The sequence below is a fragment of the Streptomyces sp. NPDC052042 genome, from assembly GCF_044548345.1.
Lineage (GTDB): Bacteria > Actinomycetota > Actinomycetes > Streptomycetales > Streptomycetaceae > Streptomyces.
Window position 1 is genome coordinate 402,664 of sequence record NZ_JBIUBU010000003.1, and the last position, 23,045, is coordinate 425,708.

19 protein-coding genes are annotated in these 23,045 nt (G+C 71.3%); 12 read left to right on the plus strand and 7 right to left on the minus strand.

Going from position 1 to position 23,045, the window contains the following annotated elements; all coding sequences use genetic code 11:
* Positions 1–118: 118 nt before the first annotated feature.
* Together ACIHCL_RS09165 and ACIHCL_RS09170 are read left to right on the plus strand one after the other, a co-directional pair.
* Positions 119–1,732 (plus strand): ABC transporter permease, encoded by a 1,614-nt coding sequence (locus tag ACIHCL_RS09165; RefSeq protein WP_399858986.1) that lies wholly within the window; start codon positions 119–121, stop codon positions 1,730–1,732.
* Positions 1,733–1,734: 2 nt separating this feature from the next.
* Positions 1,735–2,760, plus strand: coding sequence for an ABC transporter ATP-binding protein (locus ACIHCL_RS09170; protein ID WP_399858778.1), 1,026 nt, complete (start codon positions 1,735–1,737; stop codon positions 2,758–2,760).
* 164 nt (positions 2,761–2,924) lie between these two features.
* On the opposite strand, the gene ACIHCL_RS09175 is transcribed toward ACIHCL_RS09170, so the two are convergent.
* The 4 genes from ACIHCL_RS09175 to ACIHCL_RS09190 all read right to left on the minus strand — a co-directional run bounded on the left by ACIHCL_RS09175 (position 2,925) and on the right by ACIHCL_RS09190 (position 6,949).
* The gene (locus ACIHCL_RS09175) at positions 2,925–4,106 is read right to left on the minus strand and encodes a hypothetical protein (protein WP_399858780.1); all 1,182 of its coding nucleotides are present in this window, start codon (positions 4,104–4,106) and stop codon (positions 2,925–2,927) included.
* Positions 4,088–4,825 carry an ABC transporter ATP-binding protein gene (locus ACIHCL_RS09180; protein WP_399858783.1) on the minus strand — a complete coding sequence of 246 codons (738 nt, stop codon included), beginning with the start codon at positions 4,823–4,825 and terminating at the stop codon, positions 4,088–4,090. Before ACIHCL_RS09180 ends, ACIHCL_RS09175 begins: the two co-directional genes overlap by 19 nt.
* 268 nt (positions 4,826–5,093) lie before the next feature.
* Entirely contained in the window at positions 5,094–6,473 is a 1,380-nt protein-coding gene (locus tag ACIHCL_RS09185; protein WP_399858785.1) for an aspartate aminotransferase family protein, read from the minus strand.
* Complete coding sequence (locus ACIHCL_RS09190) at positions 6,458–6,949, minus strand: Lrp/AsnC family transcriptional regulator (protein WP_399858788.1); 492 nt, start codon at positions 6,947–6,949, stop codon at positions 6,458–6,460. Before ACIHCL_RS09190 ends, ACIHCL_RS09185 begins: the two co-directional genes overlap by 16 nt.
* Positions 6,950–7,128: 179 nt before the next feature.
* Here ACIHCL_RS09190 and ACIHCL_RS09195 point away from each other — a divergent pair, with 179 nt between their 5' ends.
* From ACIHCL_RS09195 to bla, 3 genes are all read left to right on the plus strand, one after another.
* Positions 7,129–8,568 carry a gamma-aminobutyraldehyde dehydrogenase gene (locus ACIHCL_RS09195; RefSeq protein ID WP_399858790.1) on the plus strand — a complete coding sequence of 480 codons (1,440 nt, stop codon included), beginning with the start codon at positions 7,129–7,131 and terminating at the stop codon, positions 8,566–8,568.
* A 196-nt stretch (positions 8,569–8,764) separates the two neighbouring features.
* Positions 8,765–9,928, plus strand: coding sequence for a PotD/PotF family extracellular solute-binding protein (locus ACIHCL_RS09200; protein WP_399858989.1), 1,164 nt, complete (start codon positions 8,765–8,767; stop codon positions 9,926–9,928).
* Between the two features lie 245 nt (positions 9,929–10,173).
* A complete protein-coding gene (gene bla, locus ACIHCL_RS09205) occupies positions 10,174–11,112 on the plus strand; it encodes a class A beta-lactamase (RefSeq protein ID WP_399858793.1) in 939 nt (312 codons plus the stop codon).
* 220 nt (positions 11,113–11,332) lie between these two features.
* On the opposite strand, the gene ACIHCL_RS09210 is transcribed toward bla, so the two are convergent.
* Positions 11,333–12,130 carry an SAM-dependent methyltransferase gene (locus ACIHCL_RS09210; protein ID WP_399858796.1) on the minus strand — a complete coding sequence of 266 codons (798 nt, stop codon included), beginning with the start codon at positions 12,128–12,130 and terminating at the stop codon, positions 11,333–11,335.
* A gap of 652 nt (positions 12,131–12,782) precedes the next feature.
* A complete protein-coding gene (locus ACIHCL_RS09215; RefSeq protein ID WP_399858799.1) occupies positions 12,783–13,817 on the minus strand; it encodes an adenosine deaminase in 1,035 nt (344 codons plus the stop codon).
* 132 nt (positions 13,818–13,949) lie between these two features.
* On the opposite strand from ACIHCL_RS09215, the gene ACIHCL_RS09220 reads away from it, so the two are divergent.
* On the plus strand, positions 13,950–14,630 hold the full coding sequence (locus ACIHCL_RS09220) for a DUF4190 domain-containing protein (protein WP_399858801.1): 681 nt from the start codon (positions 13,950–13,952) through the stop codon (positions 14,628–14,630).
* A 197-nt stretch (positions 14,631–14,827) separates the two neighbouring features.
* Here ACIHCL_RS09220 and ACIHCL_RS09225 read toward each other — a convergent pair whose 3' ends face one another.
* Entirely contained in the window at positions 14,828–15,367 is a 540-nt protein-coding gene (locus tag ACIHCL_RS09225; protein ID WP_399858992.1) for an NADAR family protein, read from the minus strand.
* Positions 15,368–15,581: 214 nt separating this feature from the next.
* On the opposite strand from ACIHCL_RS09225, the gene ACIHCL_RS09230 reads away from it, so the two are divergent.
* From ACIHCL_RS09230 to ACIHCL_RS09255, 6 genes are all read left to right on the plus strand, one after another.
* Positions 15,582–17,096 carry a gamma-aminobutyraldehyde dehydrogenase gene (locus tag ACIHCL_RS09230; RefSeq protein ID WP_399858804.1) on the plus strand — a complete coding sequence of 505 codons (1,515 nt, stop codon included), beginning with the start codon at positions 15,582–15,584 and terminating at the stop codon, positions 17,094–17,096.
* A gap of 38 nt (positions 17,097–17,134) precedes the next feature.
* The gene (locus ACIHCL_RS09235) at positions 17,135–18,385 is read left to right on the plus strand and encodes a PotD/PotF family extracellular solute-binding protein (protein ID WP_399858807.1); all 1,251 of its coding nucleotides are present in this window, start codon (positions 17,135–17,137) and stop codon (positions 18,383–18,385) included.
* 209 nt (positions 18,386–18,594) lie between these two features.
* The gene (locus ACIHCL_RS09240) at positions 18,595–19,770 is read left to right on the plus strand and encodes an ABC transporter ATP-binding protein (RefSeq protein ID WP_399858809.1); all 1,176 of its coding nucleotides are present in this window, start codon (positions 18,595–18,597) and stop codon (positions 19,768–19,770) included.
* Positions 19,767–20,693: an ABC transporter permease gene (locus ACIHCL_RS09245; RefSeq protein ID WP_399858812.1), complete on the plus strand. Its 927-nt coding sequence runs from the start codon at positions 19,767–19,769 to the stop codon at positions 20,691–20,693. The genes ACIHCL_RS09240 and ACIHCL_RS09245 overlap by 4 nt, the downstream gene beginning before the upstream one ends.
* The gene (locus ACIHCL_RS09250; RefSeq protein WP_399858814.1) at positions 20,693–21,493 is read left to right on the plus strand and encodes an ABC transporter permease; all 801 of its coding nucleotides are present in this window, start codon (positions 20,693–20,695) and stop codon (positions 21,491–21,493) included. The genes ACIHCL_RS09245 and ACIHCL_RS09250 overlap by 1 nt, the downstream gene beginning before the upstream one ends.
* A gap of 57 nt (positions 21,494–21,550) precedes the next feature.
* Positions 21,551–22,966, plus strand: a complete 1,416-nt coding sequence (locus ACIHCL_RS09255) for an NAD(P)/FAD-dependent oxidoreductase (protein WP_399858817.1) — start codon at positions 21,551–21,553, stop codon at positions 22,964–22,966.
* Positions 22,967–23,045 lie beyond the last annotated feature (79 nt).

The window sequence follows — 23,045 nt, forward strand, 5'->3', positions numbered from 1 at the left end:
ACACGGAACGGGCGCGGAGGGCAAGGGCGCGGACGGCACGGGTCGGCGCCCGCGCACCGGGCGCGCGGACGCTGTGCTTGCGGCGGCCAGGCGCGCGGGCGCGGCGCGGCTGGGCCTGATGGCCCTGCCCGTCGCGTTCTTCGCGGTGTTCTTCGCCCATCCCGTCGCCGCGATCGTCGGCCGGGGACTGAAGGCGGACGGCGTCTGGCAGTTCGGCCGGATCGGAGAAGTGCTGGCCCGGCCGGAGATCCGGGAGGTCCTCTGGTTCACCACCTGGCAGGCGCTGGCCTCGACCGCGCTGACACTGCTGATCGCGCTGCCCGGCGCCTATGTCTTCGCCCGCCTCGACTTCCCCGGGAAGAACCTGCTGAGGGCGGTCGTCACCGTGCCGTTCGTCCTGCCGACCGTCGTCGTCGGAACGGCGTTCCTGGCGCTGGTGGGGCGTGGCGGGCTCCTCGACGAACTGTGGGGCGTGCGCCTCGACACCACCGTGTGGGCGATCCTGCTCGCCCACGTCTTCTTCAACTACGCGGTGGTCGTGCGGACCGTCGGCGGGCTGTGGGCGCAACTCGACCCGCGGCAGGAGGAAGCCGCCCGGGTGCTGGGCGCCGGACGCTTCGCGGCCTGGCGGCGGGTCACACTGCCGGCCCTCGCGCCCGCCGTGGCCGCCGCCGCGCTGATGGTCTTCCTCTTCACCTTCACCTCCTTCGGCGTCGTCCAGATCCTCGGCGGTCCGGGGTTCGCCACGCTGGAGGTGGAGATCTACCGGCAGACCGCCCAGCTCCTCGCCCTGCCGACGGCCGCCGTGCTGACCCTGGTGCAGTTCGCCGCGGTGGGCGCGATCCTCGCCGTGCACGCCTGGACGGTGCGGCGCAGGGAGACCGCGCTGCGGCTGGTCGATCCGGCACAGACCGCGCGCAGGCCGCGCGGGGCGGGGCAGCGGGCGCTGCTGGGCGCGGTGCTGCTGACCGTGCTGTTGCTGATCCTGCTGCCCCTCGCGGTGCTGGTGGAACGCTCGTTGGCCACCCCCGGCGGCCACGGCCTCGGCTACTACCGAACCCTCGGGTCCGTGGACGCGGGCGGCGGTACCTTCCTGGTCGCACCGCTCGAAGCGATCGGGAACTCCGTGGCGTACGCGCTGGTCGCGACCGTGATCGCGCTGGTCGTCGGCGGGCTGGCCGCCGCCGCGCTGACCCGGCGCGCGGGTCGGCTCGTGCGCGGTCTCGACGCGCTGCTGATGCTGCCGCTCGGCGTGTCCGCCGTCACCGTCGGCTTCGGCTTCCTGATCACCCTGGACAAGCCGCCGCTGGACCTGCGCACGTCGTGGATCCTGGTGCCGCTCGCCCAGGCGCTGGTCGGCGTGCCCTTCGTCGTACGGACCATGCTGCCGGTCCTGCGAGCGGTGGACGGACGGCTCCGGGAGGCGGCCGCGGTGCTCGGGGCGTCGCCGCTGCGGGCCTGGCGGGAGGTCGATCTCCCCATGGTGCGGCGGGCGTTGCTGGTCGCGGCCGGTTTCGCGTTCGCCGTGTCGCTCGGCGAGTTCGGCGCGACGGTGTTCATCGCACGGCCCGACCGGCCGACGCTGCCGGTCGCGGTGGCCCGGCTGCTGGGCCGGGCCGGGGAGCTCAACTACGGCCAGGCGATGGCCCTCAGCACCATTCTGATGGCGGTGTGCGCGGTCTCGCTGCTGCTGCTCGAACGTATCCGCACGGACCGGGCCGGGGAGTTCTGACGATGCTGACACTGGACTCGGCCACGGTTCGCTTCGGCGACCGGACCGCGCTGGACCGGGTGGACCTGGAGGTCGACGAGCACGAGATCGTCTGCGTGCTGGGGCCGAGCGGCAGCGGCAAGTCGACCCTGCTGCGGGTCGTCGCCGGGCTGCAGCCGACCGACGGCGGCCGGGTGCTGCTGGAGGGGGCGGACCAGACGGGGGTGCCGGTGCACCGGCGCGGGCTCGGCCTGATGTTCCAGGACCACCAGCTCTTCCCCCACCGGGACGTCGGGGCCAACGTCGCGTTCGGGCTGCGGATGCACGGGGTGGCCCGGCGCGACCAGGAGCGCAGGGTCGGCGAACTCCTCGACCTGGTGGGCCTGCCCGGCGCCCAGCGACGGGCCGTCACCGCGCTCTCCGGCGGCGAGCAGCAGCGGGTCGCCCTCGCGCGGGCGCTCGCCCCGCGCCCCAAGCTGCTGATGCTCGACGAACCGCTCGGTCAGCTCGACCGGGGTCTGCGTGAGCGCCTCGTCGTCGAACTGCGCACGCTCTTCGGCCGGTTGGGTACGACGGTGCTGGCCGTCACGCACGACCAGGGCGAGGCGTTCGCGCTGGCCGACCGGGTGGTGGTGATGCGGGACGGGCGGATCGCCCAGGCGGGTACGCCGCTGGAGGTGTGGCAGCGGCCCGCCTCCGCGTTCGTCGCCCGGTTCCTCGGTTTCGACAACGTGGTGGCGGCGAGGGTGACCGGCACGGTCGCCGACACGGCGTGGGGCGCGGTCCCGGTGCCCGAGGGGGCGCCACAGGGGGAGCGCACCGTGCTGGTGCGTCCGGCCGGTGTGCGGATCGGCCCCCCGGACGAGGGACTGCGCTGCACGGTCGGGACGCGCACGTTCCGGGGCGACCGCGTCGCCGTACGGCTGGCCCCGGAGCGCGGTCCGGCGCTGGAGGCGGAGTGCGCGCTGCGGGACGTGCCCGGGGAGGGCGCTGCGGTCGGTGTCCGTTTCGACGCGGTGGAGTGCGTGGTGCTGCCCGCGGAACGGTGACGGGACTCCGGCGGGGGCGGCGGCAGGGCCGGACCGGGGCGGCATGCGCGGTGCTGCCCGCCGGGCGGTGAGCGGCCCGCGCGCCCGCGGCGCCCGCCACCCGCGGGGCCGGGGCCGTCGCGCATGGCGGGCGTGCCCGCGTCCGACGGACGCAGGCGCCGTGGTCAGACCGTCAGCGGCAGCGCGGCCAGCTCGGCGACCAGCCAGGTCAGCGGGGCGAACACCGCCAGCAGGACGGCGGCGCGCAGCGCCGTGGCGTACCGCAGCGCCGAGACCGGGGCCCCCAGCCGCACCAGTGCCCGTGACGTCCGGGCACGGTCCTGCCTCGCCTCCAGGGCCGAGGTCAGCAGCGTGGCCGCGGTGCAGCCGAGGACGAGCACCGAGCCCAGCACGGTGAGCGGGCCGAGGGGACGCGGACCCGTGCCGTGCAGCGCGTACGCGGCGACCACCGCGGAGAGCACCGCGCACACCACCCCCAGCGGACCGCCGATCCGGCGCGCCTCGTCCATGAGCACCCGCCCGGCCAACAGTCGTACGGCGCCGGGCCGCACCGACTGGAGCAGCCGGCCGCAGTGGTACGCCAGACCGGGCCCGGCCATAGCCAGGCCGACCGCCGTCAGCGCCCATCCCGCCAGCACCCCGGCCGGGGTGTCGTCGAGCCGGCCGGGGAGCGGGATCAGCCGGTGTCCGTCACCGCGGCTCATGTACGCCTCGACCGCGAGACCCACCGAGGTCAGGGCCACCCCCCACGGCAGTCCGGACGGGGGCGCCGCCGGAACGGGGTGGTCCTCCTCCGGGCCGTCCGCGGGGCCGTCATCCGGCAACGGGACCGCGACGGGCCTGCCGCGCAAGGCCAGCCCGCTCGCCACCGCCGCGGACACCGGGACCAGGGACAGCAGCACCAGCGCGGCGGCAAGCGGCAGCGGGGCCCGCGCGTCGAGCAGCCCGGCCGCGGCACCGTCGAACGGCAGCCCGGACAGATCCCCGCGCAGCTGCAGGAAGAGCAGCAGCGCCACCACCGATCCGAGTGCGCAGGAGACGGCGGTGGAGGTGGCGGCCAGCACGGTGAGCCTCATGGGACCCAGCCCCACGGCGGACAGCCCGGAACGCGGCCGGGTGCTGGGATCCGTGCGGGCCACCGCGACCGCGAACTGCACGGTGGCGGCGAGCGGGACCAGGCACCACAGCAACCGCTGCACCGCCGCGGTGGACTGGGCCGGGTGCCCCGACGCGTAGCCCAGGGCGCACAGCAGCAGGAAGCCGACCCCGGCGGAGGCCGCCGCGACCAGCAGCCTGCGCAGCAGGACCAGGGGATGGGAACCCCGGGCTAGACGGAGAGTGAGCACGCCGCGCGGCCCTCCGCATCGGATGCCGCGGGCAGGGCGACGGTGGTGACGCGGCGGCCCTCCAGCAGCGGGACCGTTCGGTCGGCGAGGGAGGCGACCTCCGCGTCATGGGTGGCGAGCACCACCGTGATGCGGTGCGAGCGCGCCGCGCTGGTGAGGGTGCGCAGCACGTGCGTCCGGTCGGTGCGGCGCAGCGTCGCGGTCGGTTCGTCGGCGAAGATCACCGTCGGCGACGCGGCCAGCGCACGGGCCACCGCGATCCGCTGGCGGTCCCCCTGGAGCAGGGTGTGCGGGCGTTGCCTGGCGCAGGCACCGATGTCGAGCCGTTCCAGCCACTCCAGGCCGGTCTTCTTCGCCTCCCGGTGCGTATCGCCGCGCAGGAGCAGGGGAAGCGCCACGTTCTCCCAGGCGTTCAGCTCCGGGACGAGTCGTGGTTCCGGGGCGATCCAGCCGAACCTGTCGCGGCGCAGCCGTTCGCGCAGCCGGGGGCCCATGGTGTGGACGGGGACGCTGTTGAACCACACCTCCCCCTGCTCGGGCACCAGCTGACCGGACAGACAGAGCAGCAGGGTCGTCTTGCCGCTGCCTCTGGGGCCGGTCACGGCGAGGATCTCGCCGTCGCGGACGCCCAGGGAGACTCCGCCGAGCGCGGGCGAGCCGTTGTGGGAGTGCTGAAGGGAACGCGCCCAGATCACGTCGTTGTCCGGCGGGGCCACCATGGTGTACACCTCGGTTCAGATCGTAAGTCCCGTCCCCCGTACGGGGGAACGAAGCGGGGGCCGATCGGTCACTCGGCACCGTAGGGATCCGGACCGGGGTCTGGGCACAGCACACGGCCCGGGTGCGCCCCTTCCCACTCGAATGGGGGCACCCGGGCCGTTGTCGACCGCACCCGACGACCGCTGGTGGGGCGGTCGTCGGGTGCAGTCGGGCGCCGGAGGCCGTCCGCCGGCCGGTCCGTGGCCGGGCGGCGGACGAAGCTGCCGGTCAGAGCTTGGTCCACGCCTCCGTCAGGACGTTGCGCAGAATGCCCTCGATCTCGTCGAACGTCGCCTGGTCGGAGATCAGCGGCGGCGCGAGCTGGACGACCGGGTCGCCGCGGTCGTCGGCACGGCAGTACAGGCCGTTGTCGTACAGCGCCTTGGAGAGGAACCCGTACAGGACGCGCTCGGTCTCCTCGTCGCTGAACGTCTCCTTGGTGGCCTTGTCCTTCACCAGCTCGATGCCGTAGAAGAAGCCGTTGCCGCGGACGTCGCCGACGATCGGCAGGTCGTTCAGCTTCTGCAGCGTGGTGAAGAAGGCGTTCTCGTTGTCCAGCACGTGCTGGTTGAGGCCCTCGCGCTCGAAGATGTCGAGGTTGGCGAGAGCGACCGCCGAGGACACCGGGTGACCGCCGAAGGTGTAGCCGTGCAGGAAGGTGTTGCCCTCCTCGTAGAACGGCGCGGCGACGCGGTCCGAGACGATGCAGGCGCCGATCGGGGAGTAGCCCGAGGTCATGCCCTTGGCGCAGGTGATCATGTCCGGCACGTAGCCGAACTTGTCACAGGCGAACATGGTGCCCAGGCGGCCGAAGGCGCAGATGACCTCGTCGGAGACGAGCAGCACGTCGTACTTGTCGCAGATCTCGCGCACGCGCTGGAAGTAGCCGGGCGGCGGCGGGAAGCAGCCGCCGGCGTTCTGTACCGGCTCCAGGAAGACCGCGGCGACGGTCTCGGGGCCCTCGAAGAGGATCTGCTGCTCGATCTGGTCGGCGGCCCAGCGGCCGAAGGCCACCGGGTCGTCGCCGTGGATCGGGGCGCGGTAGATGTTGGTGTTGGGGACCTTGTGCGCACCGGGGACGAGCGGCTCGAAGGGGGCCTTCAGCGCCGGCAGGCCGGTGATCGACAGGGCGCCCTGCGGGGTGCCGTGGTAGGCGACCGCGCGCGAGATGACCTTGTACTTGGTCGGCTTGCCTTGGAGCTTGAAGTACTGCTTGGCCAGCTTCCAGGCGGTCTCCACGGCCTCACCGCCGCCGGTGGTGAAGAAGACCTTGTTGAGGTCGCCCGGTGCGTAGTCGGCGAGACGGTCGGCCAGCTCGACGGCCTTGGGGTGGGCGTAGGACCAGACCGGGAAGAAGCCCAGCTCCTGGCCCTGCTTGTAGGCCGCCTCGGCGAGCTCGTGCCGGCCGTGGCCGGCGTTGACCACGAACAGGCCGGACAGGCCGTCGAGGTAACGCTTGCCCTGGTCGTCGAAGATGTAGGTGCCCTCACCCCGCACGATGGTGGGAACGGGCGCGTTCGCGTAGTCCGACATGCGGGTGAAGTGCATCCACAGGTGGTCGTACGCGGTTCGGCTGAGGTCCTTGCTCACGGCTATCGGGTTCCCCACATGTAGGTCTGCTTCTTGAGCTTCAGATAGACAAAGCTCTCGGTGGAGCGCACGCCGGGGATGGCCCGGATGCGTTTGTTGATCGTTTCCAGCAGGTGGTCGTCGTCCTCGCAGACGATCTCCACCATCAGGTCGAAGGAGCCCGCGGTCATCACCACGTACTCGCACTCGGTCATCTCCGACAGCGTCTCGGCCACGGGGTCGAGGTCGCCGTCGACGGTGATGCCGACCATCGCCTGGCGTCGGAGCCCCACGGTGAGGGGGTCCGTGACAGCCACGATCTGCATCACGCCCTGATCGAGCAGCTTCTGGACGCGCTGCCGCACGGCCGCCTCGGACAGGCCGACGGCCTTGCCGATCGCGGCGTACGGGCGGCGCCCGTCCTCCTGGAGCTGCTCGATGATCGCGAGGGATACGGCATCGACCGTGGAGGACGATCCGTTCCCGTTCCTGGAGTCTGCGCTGCGACTGGCCACGCCCCCACTGTGCACTGGGACTCGTCGGTCTGGCAACCCCAGAGCGATGAAATTCGTTGTCTATCGAGGTAGATCGCACTGAATCCGAAGTTCCCGGCGGTTGGGCATGTCGAAAGCAACACCCGAGCGACTAGGCTGGAGATCTCACCCATTGACGTGTGTCGACAGGAGGGGTGGTTGTGACCACCGAGGTGCGCCGTCTGCGCAACTACATCAACGGAGAGTTCCGGGACGCCGCCGACGGGCGGACCATTGATGTGATCAATCCGGTCACCGAGGAGGTCTACGCGACCTCACCGCTCTCCGGCGGGGCCGACGTCGACGCCGCGATGGAAGCCGCCGCGGCGGCCTTCCCCGCCTGGCGCGACACCACGCCCGCCGAACGCCAGAAGGCCCTGCTGAAGATCGCGGACGCCTTCGAGGCCCGCGCCGAGGACCTCGTCGCGGCCGAGTCCGAGAACACGGGCAAGCCGGTCGAGCTCACCCGCACCGAAGAACTCCCGCCGATGGTGGACCAGATCCGCTTCTTCGCGGGCGCGGCGCGGCTGCTGGAGGGCCGCTCGGCCGGTGAGTACATGGAGGGCCTCACCTCCATCGTCCGGCGCGAGCCGGTCGGCGTCTGCGCGCAGGTCGCGCCGTGGAACTACCCGATGATGATGGCCGTCTGGAAGTTCGCCCCCGCGCTCGCCGCGGGCAACACCGTCGTCCTCAAGCCGTCCGACACCACCCCGGCGTCGACCGTGCTGATGGCCGAGATCATCGGCCAGATCCTCCCCAAGGGCGTCTTCAACGTCGTCTGCGGCGACCGTGACACGGGCCGCGCGATGGTCGAGCACCCGACCCCGGCGATGGCCTCCATCACCGGTTCGGTCCGGGCCGGCATGCAGGTCGCCGAGTCCGCCGCCAAGGACGTCAAGCGGGTCCACCTGGAGCTCGGTGGCAAGGCCCCGGTCGTGGTGTTCGAGGACACCGACATCGCCAAGGCGGTCGAGGGCATCTCCGGCGCCGGCTACTTCAACGCGGGCCAGGACTGCACGGCCGCCACCCGCGTCCTGGTCCACGAGTCCATCCACGACGCGTTCGTGGCCGCCCTCGCCAAGGCCGCCGCCGAGACGAAGACGGGGAAGCCGGACGACGAGGACGTGCTGTACGGCCCGCTCAACAACGCCAACCAGCTCAAGCAGGTCAGCGGCTTCATCGAGCGGCTCCCCGCCCACGCCAGGGTCGAGGCGGGCGGCCATCGCGTCGGCGACAAGGGCTACTTCTACGCCCCGACCGTCGTCTCGGGCCTCAAGCAGGACGACGAGATCATCCAGAACGAGGTCTTCGGCCCGGTCATCACCGTCCAGAAGTTCACGGACGAGGCCCAGGCCGTGGAGTACGCCAACGGCGTCGAGTACGCCCTGGCCTCCTCGGTGTGGACCAAGGACCACGCCCGTGCCATGCGGATGTCCAAGAGCCTCGACTTCGGCTGCGTGTGGATCAACACCCACATCCCGCTCGTCGCCGAGATGCCGCACGGCGGATTCAAGAAGTCCGGCTACGGCAAGGACCTGTCCGCGTACGGCTTCGAGGACTACACGCGCATCAAGCACGTCATGACCTCGCTGGACGGCTGATACCCCGTCAATACCCGCTGCGGCCCCGGGCGCACGCCCGGGGCCGCACCCGTGCCCGCACCGCCGCCCCGGCTCCGGGGCGGTCGTGCCTGGACAGGATGTGCGGAGCGGGCGCCTCCCGCTGGACGGATGGTCCATTGCCCGTGACGCTGCCGACGGGCATTCTGCGCGGGTGCGAGCAACCCCGAAGAACCCCATGTCCCGCCGGTCCCTGCTGCGCGCCTTCGGGGCCACGGCGACCGGTACTGCCCTGGCCGGCTGCGGAGTACCCGCCGCCTACGTGGAGCCCGGCGACCGCGCCGGACGCGACGCCTCGGTCCGCGATCGCGCCCTGCACTTCGCGAACTGGCCGCTCTACATCGACACCGACGACGAGAACGCGTCGAAGCGGCCCACCCTCGACACGTTCGGCGAGCGCACCGGGATCTCCGTCACGTACACGGAGGAGATCAACGACAACGACGAGTTCTTCGGGAAGATCAGCCCGGCGTTGATGAACCATCAGGAGACGGGCCGCGACCTGATCGTCGTCAGCGACTGGATGGCCGCGCGGTTCGTACGGCTCGGCTGGGTGCAGGAGATGGACCGGGCGAAGCAGCCCAACGTCGCCAAGTACCTCGACCCGCAGCTGCGTTCGCCCGCCTTCGACCCGGGCCGGGCGCACAGCGTTCCCTGGCAGTCCGGGATCACCGGCATCGCGTACAACCGCAAACGGCTCGGACGCGAGATCAGGCACCTGAGCGACCTGTGGGCGGACGACCTGCGCGGCAGGGTGACACTCCTGTCCGGGCTCGACGAGGCGTTCGCCCTGCTGATGCAGGGCAACGGCGTCGACATCACCCGCTGGCGCGGCGAAGACTTCGACCTGATCTGCGAGCAGGTCGGGAAACTGGTGCGCAAGAAGCACATCCGCCGCTTCACCGGCAACGACTACATCAAGGACCTCTCGACCGGTGACGTGCTCGCCTGCCAGGCCTACTCGGGCGACGTCATCCAACTCCAGGCCGACAACCCGGAGATCGAGTTCGTGGTCCCCGAGGAGGGGGCCGAGCTGTGGGCGGAGTCGCTGATGATTCCCAACCTCGCCCGTCACAAGCGCAACGCCGAAAGGCTCGTCGACTACTACTACGAGCCGGAGGTGGCCGCCGAACTGGCCGCCTGGGTCAACTACGTCTGCCCCGTCCCCGCCGCCCGCGAGGTGCTGGCCTCCTCGAAGGACGAGGAGACGGCCGCACTCGCCGAGGACCCGCTGATCTTCCCCGACGACGCGATGCGCAAGCGGCTGGCCATCGCCCGTGACATCACGTCCGAGGAACGGGTCGAGTTCGCGAAGAGGTGGAACGCCGTCGTGGGCCTGTGACACGGGGCGGGGCGGATGGCCTGGGCGCCGTGATCCCGGCCCGGCCGGGATGCTCGCCGCGTGACGGGGCCGTGCTGCGCGGGCCGCGCGACGCACGACGGCGGGGCCGCACCGTCCCGTCACGCCGCCGAGGCCCGTCGGCAGGGCCGGGACCCGTGGCCGAATCGCCGAGCCGTGTGACCGGCCCGTGGGTACCTTTCCCCACGGGAACGCCTTCCTTGAACGTCACGGGTGAAGGGGCGACGATGAAGCCTGTGCAACAGCCTGTCGGCCGCCGAGCCTTCCTGGGGGCGGTGGCCCTCGCACCGCTGGCCGGGTGCTCGACGGGCGGGACACCCTCCGCTTCTCCTCCCGTCTCCGCGGTGGACGGGCCCCCATCCTCTCCGGCCAATGCCGCGGGGAGTCGGCGCCACGAACACCTTGTCGCACTGGAGCGGAAGTTCGGCGCGCGGCTCGGGGTGTTCGCACGGGCCACCGGGACCGGCGCCACGATCGTCCACCGCGCCGACGAGCGGTTCGCGTTCTGCTCCACGTTCAAGGGGCTGGCGGCGGCGGGCGTCCTCGCGCACAACCCCTTGTCGCACCTGGACACGGTCATCAGATACACCGAGGCCGACCTGATGAAGCACACGCCGGTCACCGGCCGGCACGTGGCCACGGGGATGACCATCCGTCAGTTGTGCGACGCCGCCGTCCGCTTCAGCGACGGCACGGCCGGCAACCTCCTGCTCCGCGACCTCGGCGGACCGGCCCGGCTGACGGCGTACGCGCGCAGCCTCGGCGACACGGTCACCCGGATGGACCGGACCGAACCGGACATCACCGAGGCCACCCCGGGAGACCCCCGCGACACGTCGTCTCCCCGGGCGTTGGGCGGCGACTACCGCGAGATCGTCCTGGGCGACGCACTGCCGCCCGACAAGCGCGCCTTCCTGCGCGACCTCCTGACCCGCAGCGTCACCGGCGACCGCCGGATCCGCGCCGGTGTCCCGCGGGGATGGACCGTGGCGGGCAAGACGGGCACCGGCGCCTACGGGACACTCCACGACATCGCGATCGCCTGGCCCCCGAAGCAGGCGGCCCCCCTCGTCATCGCGATCATGACGAGCAAGTCCGCCGAGGACGCCGAAGGCGACGAGGCCCTCATCGCCGCGGCGGCCGAGTATGTGGTGGCCACCCTCTGAGCCCCGGTGCGCCCGGGCCCTGTCCGCGGGCCGGCGTCGCACGGGCGGCGGAAGTCCGGGGCCACGGTCCGGAGCCTTCTGGTCCAGGTGGTGCGGTCGGTCGGGCGACGGCGTCCCGAAGGCGGCTGCGGTCGGTCGTCCCACCACCGCGTCGGTGCCCCGCGCCTTAGCATCGACGGATGCGGGGCGCTCCCGGAAGGCTCCGCCCCCCGTGTGTCCCCTACGGCTTGCACGCCACCGCGCCGAACTGGGCGACCTCCACCGTGCCGGGCTCGGAACGCCAGCGTGCGCAGGAGACGATGCCGGGCTCCACCGGGTCCAGCCCGGTCAGGAACGAGGCGAACTCGGCGCGGCTGCGGGCGGTGATCGGCGGGGTGGCGTTCTCGTTCCAGAACCGCATCGCCGCCTCGTTGCCCTCGCCGCCCAGCTCCGTCGTGGGGTGGGTGAGCGCCAGATGGCTGCCGGACGGCAGCGCGTCCATCAGCGTCCGGACGATGCGCCGGGCCTCGTCCGTGTCGATGACGAAGTTGAGGATGCCCAGCATCATGACCGCGACCGGCTTCGTCGGATCGAGGGTCGGTTCCAAGGCCCGCAGGATCTGCTCCGGGTCGTGCGCGTCCGCGTCGACGTACTCGGTCGCGCCCTCCGAGGAGCTGGTGAGCAGAGCCCGGGCGTGCGCGAGCACGATCGGGTCGTTGTCGACGTACACCACGCGGGCGTCGGGCGCGACGCGCTGGGCGACCTCGTGCGTGTTGTCGGCGGTCGGCAGTCCGGTACCGATGTCCAGGAACTGCCTGATGCCGGCCTCGCCGGCCAGGTAGCGGACGGCCCGCCCCAGGAACGCCCGGTCGGCGCGGGCCACTTCGCCGATGCTCGGGTACATGCCGGTGACCTGGTCGCCGACCTCCCGGTCCACGGGGTAGTGGTCCTTTCCGCCGAGCCAGTGGTTCCAGACCCGTGCGTTGTGCGCGATGTCGGAACGGATGCGGTCGGAAAGGGGGTTGCTCGGTTCGGGCACGGTGCTGCTCCTCTGGATCCGGGGCCGGTGACACGGCGGACGCGAGTCCGTTCATGATGCCGGACCGGTCGGAAGGGCCGATCGGGAGGACCGGCGGGATTCGAGGGGGAGCAGGAGCGGAAAGCTGTCGGCGGAAGGGCGATCGGTCGGCCGTTGGGTCGTTGGGTCGGCCGGCCGGGGGATCGATCGGGGCGCGGGCGGGAGGAGCGGCACGCCGGTCACGGCCACCGGGCCGCCCGGGAACTTTCAGTACGCCGCGTCGCACGTCGATCCGATGGGTGGTGGTGTCCACGCCGGCCCGGACGAGGCGGCGCATGGTGAGCGACGTATCGGCCGTCCAGGCCGGGACCAGCAGCCCGTCCCGATGCAGACCCCCCGTCAGATCCCGCTCCATCAGGCCGAATCGACAGTTCGGTCGACGTGGCCGTACCGCGTCGAGCGGGGCGGCGCCCGGCGGCGCGAGCCTCGTCCGGGTCAGCGCGGGGGTGTTCTCGCGGGCACGGTACGGATCGACCCGGTGGGCCACCGCGGTGACGCGGCGGGCGGTGGCGGTGACGGTGGCCCTGTGGCCGTGGTGGCGGCGGGGCGTGGCGGCCGTGCGGTCGGGGTGGCGGCGGGCATCGGGACGTGGTGCGCCGACGCTCCCGGTGCGTCAGCGGCCGGCGCCCTCCAGCCAGGTGTCCGTGTAGGTGTCGATCTCGGCCGTCAGAGCCCGCTTGCCCGCAGGGTCGAGGTACGACGCCTCGACCGCGTTCTTCGCCAGTGCCGCTACACCCCGTGCGTCCAGACCGAGGAGCCGGGCGGCCACCCCGTACTCGTTGTTGAGGTCGGTGCCGAACATCGGCGGGTCGTCGCTGTTGATGGTGACCAGGACGCCCGCCCGCACCATCTCCTTCACCGGGTGCTGCTCGATGTCGGCCACCGCCCGGGTCGCGATGTTCGAGGTCGGGCAGACCTCCAGCGGGATGCGGTGCTCGGCGAGGTGGTCGAGCAGCCGCGGGTCGCGTACGGAGTGGGTGCCGTGGCCGATGCGCTCGGCGCGCAGATGCGTCAGCGCGTCCCAGACGGTCTGCGGCCCCGTGGTCTCCCCGGCGTGCGGCACCGAGTGCAGGCCCTCGGCGATCGCCCGGTCGAAGAAGGGTTTGAACTGCGGGCGCTCCACCCCGATCTCCGGGCCGCCGAGGCCGAACGAGACGAGCCCCTCCGGGCGCAGGTCCACGGCGAGCCGGGTCGTCTCCTCGGCGGCTTCGAGACCGGCCTCGCCGGGGATGTCGAAGCACCAGCGCAGCACCACTCCCAGCTCCGCCTCGGCGGCCTTGCGGGCGTCCTCTATCGCTTCCATGAACGCCTGCTCCGGGATGCCGCGCCGGGTCGAGCTGAAGGGCGTGACGGTCAGTTCCGCGTAGCGGATGTTCTGCCGGGCCATGTCACGGGCGACCTCGAACGTCAGCAGCCGGACGTCCTCCGGGGTGCGGATCAGGTCCACGACGGAGAGGTAGACCTCGATGAAGTGCCGGAAGTCGGTGAAGGTGAAGTAGTCGGCCAGCGCCTCGGGATCGGCGGGAACCCGGGAGTCCGGGTGCCGCTCCGCCAGTTCGGCGACGATGCGGGGCGAGGCGGAACCGACGTGGTGGACGTGCAGTTCCGCTTTGGGCAGCCCCGTGATGAAGGGGCGCAGATCGGTCATCGGACTCTCCGGTGGCGTGGGACGACGGGCGGCCGGGCACGGCGGCCGGGCGGGGGACGGGCATCATCGTAGGCCGGGCTTCCGGGTACCGGGGCGGGCCGTAGCATGGCGGAACCACGATGGGGGAGGCCCATGTCAGACAACACACAGCAGCCCGCCGAGGGGGCCGCCCCGCGCGATCCATGGGCTCCGCCGGACAACAAGGTGTCGCTGGACAAGCCGACCGGGGAGCCCCGGCCCCCGGCCGTGCACGACCAGCCGACGCTCGCCTCGATGCCGGGTGCCGCGGACGGTCCCGCGCCCGCGCCCGGTCCGGGCGCCGGGTTCGGGGCCGTACCGCCGCCGCCGATCGCGCCGAACGGGCCGGGCCCGCAGATGCCGCCCGCTCCGGTGGCGGGGCAGTACGGCTACCCGGCCGCGCCCGCCCCGCCGTACGGATACCCGGGGTACGGCGGCTATCCCCAGGCGCCCTGGGGAGGCCCGCCACCCGTCAACGGCATGGGCACGGCCGCCATGGTGCTCGGCATCCTGTCCCTCTGCCTGTTCTGCCTGTACGGCGTACCGAGCATCGTCCTGGGCGTGCTCGCCCTGATCTTCGGCATCCTGGGCCGCAAGCGGGCACGGCGGGGCGAGGCCGACAACGGCGGCCAGGCACTCGCCGGGATCATCACAGGGTCCGTCGGCATCGCCCTCGGCACGGCGGTCATCGCCTTCTTCGTCTGGGTGGTCACCGTCTACCCCGAGGAGTTCGAGGAGGAGGGCTCCCACCAGGATCCCTTCGCCACGTCCCTGATCGTCGACATCGCGCGTTAGTGCCGGTCCCGGTACCGGTGCCCCTTCCGGTCCCCGTGCCGGGCCACGGCACCGGCCGGGACAGGACGGGGCGCACATCCCGGCCGGACGGGCCGCACCCGGCCCGTCCGGCCGTCCTCGCTCCGGCGCCTCCCGCCGGACCGCCCCTCCCACCCCGTCACGCGCGGACGCGCCCCGTGACGGCACCCGCGCCCGACTCACCCGGTCCGCAGTGCCGCCCGCGCGTCCATCAGCGCGAACCCCAGCAGGTTGAGCCCGCGCCAGGTCTCCGGGTCCTCGGCACGCGGATCGTCCGCCGCCAGCCCGATGCCCCAGATCCGGTCCACGGGACTCGCCTCGACCAGGACCCGCTCTTTGGTGCCGTCCAGGAACCCCCGCAGCCGGGGATCGTGCCCGAACTTGTGGACGTTGCCCGCCACCACGAGCGCGTACCGCTCGCGCTCCCATGTCGCCTCGTCGAAACCGCGGACCAGGCGGCCCGCCTTCTTCGCCTCCGCCGGGCTCTTCGCGGCCAGCGCCCGCGCCTCGGCCTCCGCGTCACCGAACAGCCGGGCCTTGGCGGCCATCATCCAGTGCTCGGCCGTCGCGTACCGCACGCCGTCGGCCTCGAAGGGCGACGGCCACCACTGACTGAGGCAGCTCGTGCCGAGACGTCCGTCGGGCAGCGGGCGGTGCCCCCAGAAGCGCAGGTATTTCACCTTCTCGCCGCGCCGCGTCCGCGCCAGGAGGTCCTCCATGTGTTCCATGGCACGTGAGTCTGACATCCGCCACGGACACTCCGTCCCGGTAATTCCGCGCCGACGCGACAGATGGTCGAAGGATTCCGTTGCGTAACCAAAAGGCAACAACGGAATCACTTGTTGGGGTGGACTACCTCTGTCAGGATCGGCACTCACATCGGGCAGGAACTACGCCGCAGCGCTCTGCGCGCATGCGACGGAGGAGAACGTCATGGGCAAGGGCATCCAGGTGCGGGAACGCTTCGCGGACGGCGCACAGTACATCGGCGGAAAGCTGCGGCCCGGCACGTCGGGACGTCACCACGACGTGGTGGACCCGGCGACGGGCGAGACGGTGTACACGTACGAACTGGCGGGCACCGCCGATGTCGACGCGGCCGTCGCCGCCGCCCGCGAGGCGTTCCCCGGCTGGTCGGGCGCGACGCCCGCGGAGCGGTCCGAGGCGATGCACCGCTTCGCCGCGGTCCTCGCCGAGCGGGCCGACGACTTCGCGTACGTCGAGTCCCTCCAGTGCGGCAAACCGATCAAGCTGTCCACCGAGTTCGACGTGCCCGGCACCGTCGACAACACCTCCTTCTTCGCGGGTGCCGCCCGCCACCTGGAGGGCAAGGCGGCCGCCGAGTACGACGGTGACCACACCTCGTACGTGCGCCGTGAGGCGATCGGCGTCATCGGTTCCATCGCGCCCTGGAACTACCCGCTCCAGATGGCCGCCTGGAAGATCCTGCCGGCGATCGCGGCGGGCAACACCATCGTGCTCAAGCCCGCCGAGATCACCCCGCTGACCTCGCTGATGTTCGCGCAGGCGGCCACCGAGGCGGGCATCCCGGACGGTGTGATCAACATCGTCACCGGGGTGGGCAAGGAGGCCGGCGAACACCTCGTCGGCCACCCGGACGTCGCCATGACCTCCTTCACCGGCTCCACCGCCGTCGGCAAGCGGGTCGCGGAGATCGCCACCTCCACCGTCAAGCGCCTCCACCTCGAACTCGGCGGCAAGGCCCCCTTCGTGGTGTTCGACGACGCCGACCTCGAGGCCGCCGTCAACGGCGCGGTCGCCGGGGCGCTCATCAACACCGGCCAGGACTGCACCGCCGCCACCCGCGCCTATGTCCAGCGCCCGCTGTACGACGCCTTCGTCCAGGGCGTCGCGGAGCTGATGGAGACCGTCCGGCTCGGCGACCCGTTCGACCCGTCGACCGACCTCGGCCCGCTGATCAGCCACACCCAGCGGGACCGGGTCGCCGGATTCGTCGACCGGGCCAGGACGTACGCCACCGTCGTCACCGGCGGCGAGGCCCCGGGCGGAGACCTCGCGGACGGCGCCTACTACCGGCCGACCCTGATCACCGGTGCCGCCCAGGACAGCGAGGTCGTCCAGTCGGAGATCTTCGGACCGGTCCTGGTCGTGCTGCCCTTCGACACCGACGACGAGGCGATCCGCCTTGCCAACGACATCCCCTACGGACTCGCCGCCTCCGCCTGGAGCCGCGACGTGTACCGGGCGAACCGCGCCACCCGCGAGCTCAGGGCGGGCTGCGTCTGGGTCAACGACCACATCCCGATCATCAGCGAGATGCCGCACGGCGGACACAAGGCCAGCGGCTTCGGCAAGGACATGTCCTCGTACTCCTTCGAGGAGTACACGCAGGTCAAGCACGTCATGTACGACAACACCGCAGTCGCCCGCAAGGACTGGCACCGCACGATCTTCGGGGACCGATAGCCCGGACCCGGCCCCACCCACCCGAAAGGGCAACGCGCATGGAGCACAACCAGCCCGAGCGCCTCTCCGCGGCCCAACTGGCCGCGATGCGGCGCAGCATGACCGGCGGCCGGGGCGCCCTGACCCGCCGCACGCTGCTGCGCGCCTCCGGTCTGGGGGCGCTCTCGATCGGTGGACTGAGCACGCTGAGCGCGTGCGGCATCCCTCCCGCGAAGCGGGACGGGGATGCCGCCGCGGCCTCCGACGACCACTCGGCCGAGGAGAAGCAGGTCAACTTCTCCAACTGGACCGAGTACATGGACGTCACCGAGGACGGCAAGCACCGGCCCACCCTGGAGGCGTTCACGAAGCGCACCGGGATCAGCGTCAAGTACACCGAGGACATCAACGACAACGTCGAGTTCTTCGGGAAGATCAAGCCGCAGCTCGCGGCCGGTCAGGACACCGGGCGCGACATCATCTCCCTCACCGACTGGCTGGCCGCCCGTGTCGTGCGGCTCGGCTGGGCGCAGCGGCTCGACGCGTCGAACCTGCCGCACGCGTACGCGAACCTCTCCGCCCAGTTCCGCTCGCCGGACTGGGACCCCGGCCGCGCCCACTCCTACCCGTGGGCGGGCATCCCCGCGGTCATCGCGTACAACGTGAAGGCGACCGGGGGCCGCACCGTCGATTCCGTCACCCAGCTGCTCGACGACCCGAAGCTGAAGGGACGCGTCAGTTTCCTCTCGGAGATGCGCGACTCGATCGGTCTCACCCTGCTCGACATGGGCAAGGACCCCGGAGCGTTCACCGACGCCGACTACGACGCCGCGATCGGCCGGATCCAGAAGGCCGTCGACCGCAAGCAGATCCGGCGCTTCACCGGCAACGACTACACGGCCGACCTCGACAAGGGCGACATCGCCGCCTGCGTCGCCTGGGCCGGGGACATCATCCAGCTCCAGGCCGGGAACCCGGACATCAAGTACGCCGTCCCGGCCGCCGGTTACGTCATATCCAGCGACAACCTGCTCGTCCCGGTGAACGCCCGGCACAAGACCAACGCCGAGAAGCTCATCGACCACTACTACCGGCCGAAGGTCGCCGCCCGGCTCGCCGCGTACATCAACTTCGTCTGCCCGGTCGACGGCGTGCGCGACGAACTGGCGAAGATCGACAAGGCGATGGCCGACAACGTCCTGATCCTCCCGGACGAGGAGATGGCGGCCAGGTCGCACGCCTTCCGCTCGCTCAGCGCGGAGGAGGAGACGGCGTACGAGGAGAAGTTCGCCAAGCTCATCGGAGCCTGACCGGTTCCGCCGGCGCCCGGCCGTCCCGGGCGCCCGGCCGTCCTTGCCGGGAACGGACCGCTTCCGCCGGTACCCGGCATGCCCGCGGAGCACGACCGCCTCCCTCCCCGCGCCGACCGCCTCCGCGACGATCCGGCCGAGCGCCTCGGCGCACCACCCGCTCCGCCCCCTCCCGTCCGACCTCCCCTGACACCACTGGGACCGCGCCCATGACACAGCAGCAGACAGGCGGCGACGTCCGCCTCACCGGGATCAGCAAGACGTACGGCTCCTTCACCGCCGTCAAACCGCTCGACCTGACCGTCCCGCAGGGCTCCTTCTTCGCGCTCCTCGGCGCGTCCGGCTGCGGCAAGACCACCACCTTGCGCATGATCGCGGGCCTGGAGGAGGCGACCACCGGCACGATCCGGCTCGGCGACCGGGACATCACCGACCTGCCCCCGTACAAGCGGCCCGTCAACACGGTCTTCCAGAGCTACGCGCTCTTCCCGCACCTCGACATCGCCGAGAACATCGCCTTCGGTCTGCGCCGACGCGGCATCAAGTCGGTGAAGAAGCAGGTCGCCGACATGCTTGACCTCGTCCAGCTCGGCGACTTCGCCAAGCGCAAGCCGCACCAGCTCTCCGGTGGCCAGCAGCAGCGCGTCGCCGTCGCCCGCGCCCTGATCAACCACCCCCAGGTGCTGCTCCTCGACGAACCGCTCGGCGCCCTCGACCTCAAGCTGCGCCGCCAGATGCAACTGGAGCTCAAACGAATCCAGACCGAGGTCGGCATCACGTTCATCCACGTGACCCACGACCAGGAGGAGGCCATGACCATGGCCGACACCGTCGCGGTGATGAACGGCGGCCGGGTCGAGCAACTCGGCGCCCCCGCCGATCTCTACGAGAACCCGGGGACGACCTTCGTCGCCAACTTCCTCGGCACCTCCAACCTCATCGAGGGCGAGGTCGTCTCCGCGGGGACGACGGGCGGCGATGTCGTCGTGGCGGCCTGCGGCGGGAAGCTGCGGCTGCCCAGCGAGCGGTGTACCACCCCCGCCGCGAAGGGCGGCAGGCTGCTGGTCGGCGTACGCCCGGAGAAGATCTCGATCGCCCCCACCGACGAAGCGGACGCGATAGCCGACGGCCGCAACCGGGTCACCGGCCGGATCGTCGACTCCAGCTTCATCGGGGTCTCCACCCAGTACGTGGTGGAGAACGCGACGGGCACGGCGCTCCAGGTGTACGAGCAGAACGTCGAGCGGCGTGCCGGACTCACCACCGGTGCCGAGGTCGTCCTGCACTGGAACCCGGCGCACACGTTCGGGCTGGACGCCGCCCAGTCCATGCTCGCAGGGACGACGGGCGACGCCGGTGTGGAGACGGTGGAGGACGCGGCGTGAGTGTCACCGAGGCGCCTCCCGCCGCGCCCATCACCGAACCGGAGGTCCGCAGGCCCTCCGCCCGCAGACGCCTCGTGCCGTACTGGTTGCTGCTCCCCGGCATCCTGTGGCTCGTCGTCTTCTTCGCCCTGCCGCTCGTCTACCAGGCGTCGACCTCCGTGCAGACCGGTTCCCTGGAGAAGGGGTTCGAGGTCACCTGGCACTTCCAGACGTACTGGGACGCGCTGAGGGACTACTACCCGCAGTTCGTCCGGTCCCTGCTCTACGCGGGCACCGCCACGGTCCTCTGCCTGCTGCTGGGCTACCCGCTCGCCTACCTCATCGCGTTCAAGGCCGGCCGCTGGCGCAACGTCGTCCTCGTCCTGGTCATCGCGCCGTTCTTCACCAGCTTCCTGATCCGTACGCTGGCCTGGAAGACGATCCTCGCCGACGGCGGCGCGGTCGTCGACGTACTGAACACCCTGCACTTCCTGGACGTCACCGACTGGCTCGGCTGGACCGAGTCGAACCGGGTGCTGGCCACACCGATGGCGGTGGTCTGCGGTCTCACGTACAACTTCCTGCCGTTCATGATCCTGCCGCTCTACACCTCGCTGGAGCGGATCGACGGCAGGCTGCACGAGGCGGCCGGCGACCTGTACGCCACCCCCGCCACCACCTTCCGCAAGGTGACCTTCCCGCTCTCCATGCCGGGGGTGGTCTCCGGAACGCTGCTGACCTTCATCCCGGCCAGCGGCGACTACGTCAACGCGGAACTGCTGGGCTCCACCGACACCAAGATGGTCGGCAGCGTCATCCAGACCCAGTTCCTGCGCGTCCTCGACTATCCGACGGCGGCCGCGCTCTCCTTCATCCTCATGGCGGTCGTCCTGATCACGATCACCGTCTACATCCGCCGCTCCGGGACGGAGGACCTGGTCTGATGCCCGTACTGCGCTGGCTGCGACGGAACCTCGTCGTCATCGCGGGTCTGCTGACCCTCGCCTATCTGATCCTTCCGAACATCGTCGTGATGGTGTTCTCGTTCAACAAGCCGAAGGGGCGCTTCAACTACGCCTGGCAGCACTTCTCCACGGACGCCTGGAAGGACCCGTGCGGGGTCGCCGACCTGTGCGGCTCGCTGTCGCTGTCGCTCCGGATCGCCGGCTGGGCCACGCTCGGCGCGACCGCCCTCGGCACGATGATCGCCTTCGCGCTGGTCCGCTACCGCTTCCGGGCACGCGGCGCGATCAACTCGCTGATCTTTCTGCCGATGGCGATGCCCGAGGTCGTCATGGCCGCCTCGCTGCTCACGCTCTTCCTCAACATGGGGGCGCGGCTCGGCTTCTGGACGATCCTCATCGCGCACATCATGTTCTGCCTGAGCTTCGTGGTGACGGCCGTGAAGGCGCGGGTGATGTCGATGGACCCGAGGCTGGAGGAGGCGGCCCGCGACCTGTACGCGGGACCCGTGCAGACCTTCCTGCGGGTGACGCTGCCGATCGCCGCCCCCGGAATCGCCGCGGGAGCGCTGCTCGCCTTCGCGCTCTCCTTCGACGATTTCATCATCACCAATTTCAACGCGGGCTCCACCGTGACCTTCCCCATGTTCGTCTGGGGATCGGCCCAACGCGGCACGCCCGTGCAGATCAACGTCATCGGAACGGCCATGTTCGTCATCGCCGTCCTGGTGGTCGTCGCCGGTCAGCTGATCGCGAACCGGCGGAGGAACAGCGCCCGATGACGCCCGGAAGAAGGCGGCGAGGGCGCGCGACGGAAAGTCCCGAAGGAGTTGGAAACCATGGCCCCAGAAGCCATGCGTACCGCTGCACCATCACTCTCCGACACGAAGCCGGTCCCGTTCTGGCTGGACGACCCCGGCAGGCCGGAGGCACTGCCCGCGCTCACCGGCCAGGAGCACTGTGATCTCCTCGTCGTAGGCGGTGGTTACAGCGGCCTGTGGACCGCGCTGATCGCCAAGGAACGCGACCCGGGGCGGGATGTCGTCCTGATCGAGGGCCGCGAGGTGGGCTGGGCCGCCTCGGGCCGCAACGGCGGCTTCTGCGCCGCGTCCCTGACCCACGGCCTGCCCAACGGCCTGGAGCGCTGGCCCGACGAGATCGGGAAACTGGAGGAGCTGGGCGCGCGGAACCTCGACGCCATCGAGGAGGCCGTCACCCGCTACGCTCTCGATTGCGAGTTCGAGCGGACTGGTGAGATCGACGTCGCCACCCGGCCGCACGAACTGGAGGAACTCCACGCCTGGCACCAGGAGGCGGAACGGCGCGGCTTCACCGGGCTGGAGTTCCTGGACCGCGACGCGCTGCGCGCCGAGGTCGACTCGCCCACCTTCCTGGGCGGGCTCTGGGACCGGCACGGCGTTGCCATGCTGCACCCCGCCAAGCTGGCCTGGGGCCTCAAGCGGGCGTGCGCCGATCTGGGGGTGCGGGTGTACGAGAACACCCCCGGCCTCGAACTGACCCGGACCACCACCGGGATGACGGTCCGCACCCGGCACGGGCGGGTGTCCGCCCGTCAGGTGGCCCTGGGCACGAACGTCTTCCCCTCGCTGGTCAGGCGAGTGCGACCGTACACCGTGCCGGTCTACGACTACGCGCTGATGACCGAACCCCTCACCGCCGGGCAACTCGACTCGATCGGCTGGCGCAACCGGCAGGGGCTGGGGGACGGCGCCAACCAGTTCCACTACTTCCGGCTGTCGGCCGACAACCGGATCCTGTGGGGCGGGTACGACGCGATCTACCCGTACGGCGGCCGGGTGAGCGCCGCCCTCGACCAGCGTCCGGAGACCTTCCACAAGCTCGCGGGCCAGTTCTTCGAGTGCTTCCCGCAACTGGCCGGACTCCGCTTCACCCACGCCTGGGGCGGGGCGATCGACACCTGTTCCCGCTTCTCCGCGTTCTTCGGCACCGCCCACCGGGGACGGGTCGCCTACGCCGCCGGGTACACCGGGCTCGGCGTGGGGGCCACCCGGTTCGGGGCGGAGGTGATGCTCGACCTGCTGGCGGGCGAGCGCAATGAGCGGACCGCGCTGGAGATGGTCCGCCGCAAGCCGCTTCCGTTCCCGCCGGAGCCGTTCGCCTGGACCGGGATCGAACTCACCAAGAGGTCCCTGGCCAAGGCGGACGCCAACGGCGGGCACCGCAACCTGTGGCTGCGGACCATGGACCGGCTGGGGCTCGGCTTCGACAGCTGACCTGCGCACCGTCGGCGGACCACCGGCGTGACTCAGATCACTACCAACGAGTAGCCAACTCGCGTAATGGATCGGCGTC

What these genes read in the sequence shown, in the direction of transcription:
- ACIHCL_RS09165 (WP_399858986.1), top strand. Translation starts at nt 119, where the DNA reads ATGGCCCTGCCCGTCGCGTTCTTCGCGGTGTTCTTCGCCCATCCCGTC.
- ACIHCL_RS09170 (WP_399858778.1), top strand. Translation starts at nt 1,735, where the DNA reads ATGCTGACACTGGACTCGGCCACGGTTCGCTTCGGCGACCGGACCGCG.
- ACIHCL_RS09180 (WP_399858783.1), bottom strand. Translation starts at nt 4,825, where the DNA reads ATGGTGGCCCCGCCGGACAACGACGTGATCTGGGCGCGTTCCCTTCAG.
- ACIHCL_RS09200 (WP_399858989.1), top strand. Translation starts at nt 8,765, where the DNA reads ATGTCCCGCCGGTCCCTGCTGCGCGCCTTCGGGGCCACGGCGACCGGT.
- bla (WP_399858793.1), top strand. Translation starts at nt 10,174, where the DNA reads ATGAAGCCTGTGCAACAGCCTGTCGGCCGCCGAGCCTTCCTGGGGGCG.
- ACIHCL_RS09215 (WP_399858799.1), bottom strand. Translation starts at nt 13,817, where the DNA reads ATGACCGATCTGCGCCCCTTCATCACGGGGCTGCCCAAAGCGGAACTG.
- ACIHCL_RS09220 (WP_399858801.1), top strand. Translation starts at nt 13,950, where the DNA reads ATGTCAGACAACACACAGCAGCCCGCCGAGGGGGCCGCCCCGCGCGAT.
- ACIHCL_RS09225 (WP_399858992.1), bottom strand. Translation starts at nt 15,367, where the DNA reads ATGGAGGACCTCCTGGCGCGGACGCGGCGCGGCGAGAAGGTGAAATAC.
- ACIHCL_RS09230 (WP_399858804.1), top strand. Translation starts at nt 15,582, where the DNA reads ATGGGCAAGGGCATCCAGGTGCGGGAACGCTTCGCGGACGGCGCACAG.
- ACIHCL_RS09235 (WP_399858807.1), top strand. Translation starts at nt 17,135, where the DNA reads ATGGAGCACAACCAGCCCGAGCGCCTCTCCGCGGCCCAACTGGCCGCG.
- ACIHCL_RS09240 (WP_399858809.1), top strand. Translation starts at nt 18,595, where the DNA reads ATGACACAGCAGCAGACAGGCGGCGACGTCCGCCTCACCGGGATCAGC.
- ACIHCL_RS09250 (WP_399858814.1), top strand. Translation starts at nt 20,693, where the DNA reads ATGCCCGTACTGCGCTGGCTGCGACGGAACCTCGTCGTCATCGCGGGT.
- ACIHCL_RS09255 (WP_399858817.1), top strand. Translation starts at nt 21,551, where the DNA reads ATGGCCCCAGAAGCCATGCGTACCGCTGCACCATCACTCTCCGACACG.